Annotated in this window: 5 protein-coding genes and 1 pseudogene; 5 read left to right on the top strand and 1 reads right to left on the bottom strand. The window is 61.9% G+C overall.

Annotated features, from left to right (window positions below; genetic code table 11):
* Both BG28_RS15160 and BG28_RS13625 read left to right on the top strand, forming a co-directional pair.
* The coding region (locus tag BG28_RS15160) for a helix-turn-helix domain-containing protein (protein WP_235181133.1) at positions 1–349 on the top strand (349 nt) is incomplete at its 5' end.
* Between the two features lie 47 nt (positions 350–396).
* A complete protein-coding gene (locus BG28_RS13625) occupies positions 397–1,203 on the top strand; it encodes an IS3 family transposase (protein ID WP_235181132.1) in 807 nt (268 codons plus the stop codon).
* Here the strand turns inward: BG28_RS13625 and BG28_RS13620 are convergent.
* The gene (locus BG28_RS13620; protein ID WP_051501501.1) at positions 1,155–2,222 is read right to left on the bottom strand and encodes an IS30 family transposase; all 1,068 of its coding nucleotides are present in this window, start codon (positions 2,220–2,222) and stop codon (positions 1,155–1,157) included. The genes BG28_RS13625 and BG28_RS13620 overlap by 49 nt on opposite strands.
* A gap of 115 nt (positions 2,223–2,337) precedes the next feature.
* Between BG28_RS13620 and BG28_RS13615 the strand changes: the two are divergent.
* The 3 genes and pseudogenes from BG28_RS13615 to BG28_RS16910 all read left to right on the top strand — a co-directional run.
* Positions 2,338–3,222 (top strand): annotated as a pseudogene (locus BG28_RS13615) (IS3 family transposase); the annotation flags it as partial.
* 283 nt (positions 3,223–3,505) lie between these two features.
* Positions 3,506–4,477, top strand: a complete 972-nt coding sequence (locus BG28_RS13610) for a metal ABC transporter substrate-binding protein (protein WP_084479768.1) — start codon at positions 3,506–3,508, stop codon at positions 4,475–4,477.
* A 5-nt stretch (positions 4,478–4,482) separates the two neighbouring features.
* A partial coding sequence (locus BG28_RS16910) for an ATP-binding cassette domain-containing protein (protein ID WP_369797264.1) occupies positions 4,483–4,641 on the top strand: 159 nt, incomplete at its 3' end.

Raw genomic sequence — 4,641 nt, 5'->3', positions numbered from 1 at the left:
TAACAGAGGGGGCGGCTCAGGTGCACTTGTGACACGAGAACGGAAGCAGTACGACCTCGAAACCAAGCTCTTGATCGTGCGCCGTCATCTCCAGGGCGCCTCTGGACGCGTCCTGGCCAAGGAGTACGACCTTCCCTCTCCCGGCACCGTCACGAACTGGGCGAAGATCTACCGGCGTGATGGTGAGGACGGGCTACGTCCGAAGAAACGGGGCCGACGACCAGTCACTCGGGAGAACCCTGTTCCCGAGAGTGAGGCCGAGCAGCTCCGCAGAGAAAACGAGCGGCTGCGTGCGGAGGTGGCGTACCTGGGAAAATTGCGGGCCTTGAGATCCCAGCAACGACGCTGAAAGTCCAAGCGGTCGATGATCTCAAGGCCCACCACCGGTTACCGCTCTTGCTGGAGTTGGCGAAGCTTCCCCGGTCCACGTTCTACGACCACCGCACCCGGCTGACCCGGCCGGACCGGCATGAGAAGCTCAAAGAAGCCATCCGCCAGGCTTTCACGCAGGCGCGCAGCGCATACGGGCATCGACGTGTGCTGGCCATGCTGCAGCGGCAGGGGTGGACAGTGTCGAAGAAGACCGTGCTGAAGCTCATGCGCGGGCTCGGACTGCAAAGCCCGGTACGACGCCGGCGCAGATACAACTCTTTCCGCGGCGAGGTCGGCAAGACGGCTGAAAACCTCTTGAACCGCCAGTTTGAGACCGCCACCAGACACACCAAGTGGGCTACCGACGTCACCGAGTTCACGGTCGGTGCCGCCAAGGTTTACGTCTCACCAATCCTCGATCTTCACGACAACCGGATTGTCTCCGTCATGGCAGGTCCGTCTCCGAGCGTCAGAATGGTCACCGATGGTCTCCACGCCGCGATCAAGAGTTTGGCCCCGGATGAGCGGCCCCTCGTCCACTCAGACCAGGGATTCCAATATCGGCACCCGCACTGGCAGGACACACTCCGTGACGCCGGACTGACTCAATCGATGTCCCGCAAGGGCACCTGCCTGGATAACGCTTCCATGGAAGGGTTCTTCAGCCACCTCAAAGAGGAATGGTTCCGGATCCAGCAACCGAACACCATCGAGGACTTCCACAGCGGGCTGACCGAGTATCTGGACTGGTGGAACAGCACCCGCATCCAACAAAGACTCGGCTACCTCAGCCCCGACGAATACCTCGCCCACAACCCCGCTACCGCGTAACGTTCAATTAAGAGTCCAACATTCGGGGACCAGTCCATCAGTTTGTTCGTGTTCTCGTTGGTCCCGCGCTGCCAGGGACTGCGCGGCGCGGCGAAGAACACGTCGATGTGCGCCGCTTGGGCTAATTCAGCGTGGCCGGCGAGTTCCATGCCTCGATCCCACGTCAGCGTCCCGTGCAGCCGGGTGTCCATTCGTGCATATGCCTCAGTCAGTGCGGGGATGACGGCTGCGGTGTGCCTGCTCTGGAGTTTCACCATCGTCAAGAACCGAGACTTTCGATCAACGAGTGTGGCGACCTGACTGGCTTTCGCGCCGATGATCAGGTCACCCTCTTGGTGGCCCAACGCTGAGCGGCCCTCTGCTACGGCGGGCCGATCCTCAATCGGGCGCGCGTTGATGATCTGAGAACGCCATTGCCCCTTGACAGTGTTCTTCTTATTCTTGCGGATCGGTCGTCTCGTGCGCAGCTTGCGGCACATATGCTGAGGGATCACGTTCCACCTGGTGGTGTAGATCGCCCGATAGATACTCTCGTGGCTGATCCTCATCGCTGGGTCTTCGGGATGCAGCAGCCGCAACCGGCCCACGATCTGCTCAGGCGACCATTCCTGGCCCAATAGATCGATCACCACAGCACAAAGAACTGGGTCGGCCTGCAACGCTGAGAGCTTCGGCCGCCTCAACTGCTCCAACGCTCGCTGTTGTGCGGCCACAGCTCGATACGATTCGCGGCCACCGTTGCGGTGGACCTCCCGGCTCACCGTGGACACTGGCCGGTGGACCTTACACGCGATGGCCCTCAGCGATTCGCCGGCGGACAAGCCACGCGAGATCAGCTCTCGCTCGTTCACGCTGAGATGACTAGGCCGGGGACGACGAAGCGCAGGGGCGATCCCGCCGTGATGCTTCAGGACCGTGTAGATCGAGCCAGGCGGCTTCGAGCGCGATCTGGCGATGCTGCTGATGGACTCACCAGCCCTCCATAGGAACCAAACCTGCGTTTTGTCCTCATCCGACATCCCAGGACGACCGATACGACCCATCACTCCTACTTTCACCAGCCCCGTTGCGTTGACTCCCTGAATCTAAGTCACTCTTCTTCGCCCAGGAAGCCTCGGATACGAACGTGTTGCGTTCGAGCTGATGCACGCGGAGAAGAGCGACTCAACGATTACTCGGATGTCACGGCTGCTCGGTGTTTCAAGGTCGGGGTACTACGCCTGGACCAAGCGACCGCCCTCAGCGCGGGCGGTTCGCAGCGAGCGGATTGAGGCCAAGATCGCCTGGTTTCACGGCGAGTCCGACGAGGTCTCCGGGACACCACGGATTCTGGCCGACCTCCGCGAGGACGGCGAGATCATCTCGCGCAAGACCGTTGCGAAGGCGATGCGCAAGCTTGGCCTGCGTGGTGTCTGCCCGAAGCAGTGGAAGACGACCACTGTCACCGACCCAGGCGACACCTACCCGCCGGATGCGGTGAAGCGACGATGGGACACCGGGGCCCTGAACACCGTCTGGATCGGTGACATCACCTACCTGCGGACCTGGGAAGGATGGCTCTACCTCGCGACCGTGATCGACGCCCACTCTCGTCGAGTGATCGGATGGGCGATCGCCGATCACATGCGCACCGACCTGGTCGAGGACGCCCTACGGATGGCGATCGTCCTGCGTGGTGAACGACCGGGCAAGGTCGTGTTTCACGCCGACCGAGGAACTCAATACGCCTCTGACCAGATCACCCGGTTCACGGCGACGAACGCCATCACCAGATCGATGGGCCGGACCGGGGTTTGCTGGGATAACGCGATGGCCGAATCATTCTTCGCAACGCTGAAGACCGAGTTCTACTACCGCCGGGTCTGGCCCACCAAAGCCGGCGCGGCACGAGCCGTCGGGGCCTGGATCGAAGACAGGTACAACCGCCGCCGCCGGCATTCCGCGCTCGGCCAGATCAGCCCCGTCAGATTCGAGATGCAACACTGCAACGACACCGCGGCAGCACTTCAAGCCGCATAGCCCCGTGTCCACCAAACGGGGTCAAGGCCAATGAGAGACCCAGGGAACCCGAGCATTCGCTCAGGCAAGACTCACAGGAGCTGCTCCTGCTGCGGCCATGACACGTAGCTACCAGCAACGGCGAACACCATCGCCCTCGGAAGGAATCGGCAACAGCGGGATCAATGGCGCTAGGCATCACTACTGCAGCCCGGTCTCTTATAGGCAGAGGGACCGCAGGCACGCACCCGTGTACTGTTGAGAATCAGTATCAATAGCTATTCGTTGTGAAAGAAGCTTCTCCATGCGCCCCGTTCTGCCGTGCCTTGCCATTCTCACTCTTGCTCTCGGCGGATGCGGCAGTGATGGAAACGGCGGCACCGCCGAGGGGTCCAGCCCGGGAGCACCCGCCAGCGACTCGATCACCGCGGTGGCAGCGGTATACCCATTGGCGTGGGTGGCCGAAGAGATCGCACCCGAGGCCGAAATCAGGTTCCTCGGCTCGGGCAGCGCTGAGGCTCACGACCTGGAGCTGACACCGGGGCAGCGAGAGTCTCTCGAAACGGCGGACGTCGTACTGTACCTGGGTGATATCGGCTACCAGACCCAGGTTGAGGAAGCCGCGGCCGTCGCCGAAGGGGAAATCGTCAATACCAGCGCCATCGCCGGTGATGACCGGATTCTCGCGGCATCAGAAGATCCACACGCTCACGGAGACCATGACGACGATCATGCCCATGAAGAAGCTGTGTTCGATCCCCACGTGTGGTTTGACCCCTCGATCATGGCGGAAGTCGCTGCCCAGACTGGAGAAGCCTTCGCGGCCGCCGATCCACACAACGCCGAGACATACAGCGTCAACGCCGAACGGGTCAGTGATGAACTGCTGGGAACACAGAGTGAGATAGAGGAGCTGCTCGGCCAAGAATGCCGCTTCAATGAAGCTATCGTCAGCCACGCCGCCTATGGGTATCTGCTGGAACCATACGGCTACACCCAGCATGCGGTGGACAGCCTCACCTCTGGCGAGGGCGGGGCGTCCGGCAACCAGCTGGCCGGAATCGTCGGTGAGATCGAAGAGACCGGATTCGAGTACCTGTTAGCGGAGCCGGTCGATGGCCGCGCTGACACCGAAGCCGTCGCCCGGGAAACGGGCACCGAGCTGCTCAACATCTACCCGCTCGACGTGGTGCTCGAGGACCAGGCGGATCAGGGATATCCGGCCCTGCTGCGCGCCCAGGCGGAAACCTTCGCCACCGCGCTGGGTTGCGACTGATCCCAGTGCGCCACCTCGATGCCCCGGTTCTAGAGTTTGACCGCGTTGACTTTTCTTACGATCGCCACTCCGTGCTGGCCGGGATCTCCCTGAAAATCCATGCAGGAGAATTCACCGCCGTCGTCGGTCCCAACGGGGCCGGGAAAACGACTCTGGTACAACTC

The organism is Nesterenkonia sp. AN1 (genome assembly GCF_000582475.1).
In the GTDB taxonomy this organism is placed as follows: Bacteria; Actinomycetota; Actinomycetes; order Actinomycetales; family Micrococcaceae; genus Nesterenkonia; species Nesterenkonia aurantiaca.
The sequence above is the reverse complement of the archived record's forward strand: the minus strand, read 5'-3'. Positions and strand labels throughout refer to the sequence as shown.